Annotated in this window: 1 protein-coding gene; it reads right to left on the bottom strand. The window is 62.1% G+C overall.

The window, feature by feature from the left end:
- Positions 1 to 970 (bottom strand): IS481 family transposase (locus E3T40_RS14915; protein WP_104193591.1); only part of this gene is annotated, 970 nt, incomplete at its 3' end.
- Between the last annotated feature and the right edge of the window lie 102 nt (positions 971 to 1,072).

Here is a 1,072-nt window from a genome sequence, read left to right as displayed (position 1 = left end):
TGTTGTTCCCACTGACGTTGTGAGCACGGTTGATGGGTGATTTGCCGCCGATGCCGGTATGGGGTCTGTGGTGATTGTAGCTATGGATCCAGTCTTGGTAGGTGGCTGCTCGGGCGGCGTCTGAGTTGTAGTGGTGGGCGTAAGCCCATTCCGCGGCGAGGGTGCGGTGGAATCGTTCGATCTTTCCGTTGGTTTGGGGTCGGTAGGGCCGGGTGAACTTGTGCGTAATGTCGCCCAGAGCGTCGTTGAAGAACTTCGACCGGTAGCAGGAGCCGTTGTCGGTCATGACGCGCAGCACAGTGATGTCGTGGGTCGCGTAGAACGCGTTCGCGCGGCCCCAGAAGCCGGCCGCGGTTTCCTTCTTCTCATCGGTCAAGATCTCTGAATAGACCAGCCGGGAATAATCGTCGATCGCGGAGTGCAGAAATGAGTGGCCTACGCCTGCCTGACGGTTGCGTTTGCCGGCTTGGCGGCCGAGAGTGCGGTGGCCGCCGCCGTCGGGGATGCGACCAAGTTTCTTCACGTCAACGTGCACCAGCTCGCCTGGGGTTTTCTTCTCGTACCGAATCGGTTTGGGTTTGCGCACCGGCAGGCCCGTGTTCTGGTCTAGATGGCCCAGCAACGGCATCCGGTACCGGTTGAGGACCTTCGAGACCGTCGATTGCGGCAGCCTCAGGTGGTAGCCGATGCGGTGCGGCCCCCACCGCCTCGTGAAGCGCAGCGCGATGATTCGCCGTTCGGTGCGCCGAGCACATTGGTTCGGGGAGAAGTGCGGGCGCGACGACCGGTCGACGAGCCCGGCACCACCCTGAGCCCGGTACCGGGTAACCCATTTGGCCACGGTCGCGCGAGAGACCTGGAGCCGTTCGGCGACCCGGGCTTGAGCCCAGCCGTCGTTCACGACGAGCTGAACCAGCTTCAGCCGGCCTCCCGGGGTCAGCGGGGCGTTGGCATGAGTAACGTAAGAGATGAGGGCCTCCGTTGCATCGTGTTGAGTGTGGTAACCCAATCGATACCGGAGGTCCTCACTTTTTTAGCTCACGCCACGCTCACAACCTGTGTGGGAACAACA

The organism is Cryobacterium sp. TMT1-19 (assembly GCF_004403055.1).
In the GTDB taxonomy this organism is placed as follows: Bacteria; Actinomycetota; Actinomycetes; order Actinomycetales; family Microbacteriaceae; genus Cryobacterium; species Cryobacterium sandaracinum.
This window is presented reverse-complemented; position numbering and strand designations above follow the sequence as displayed.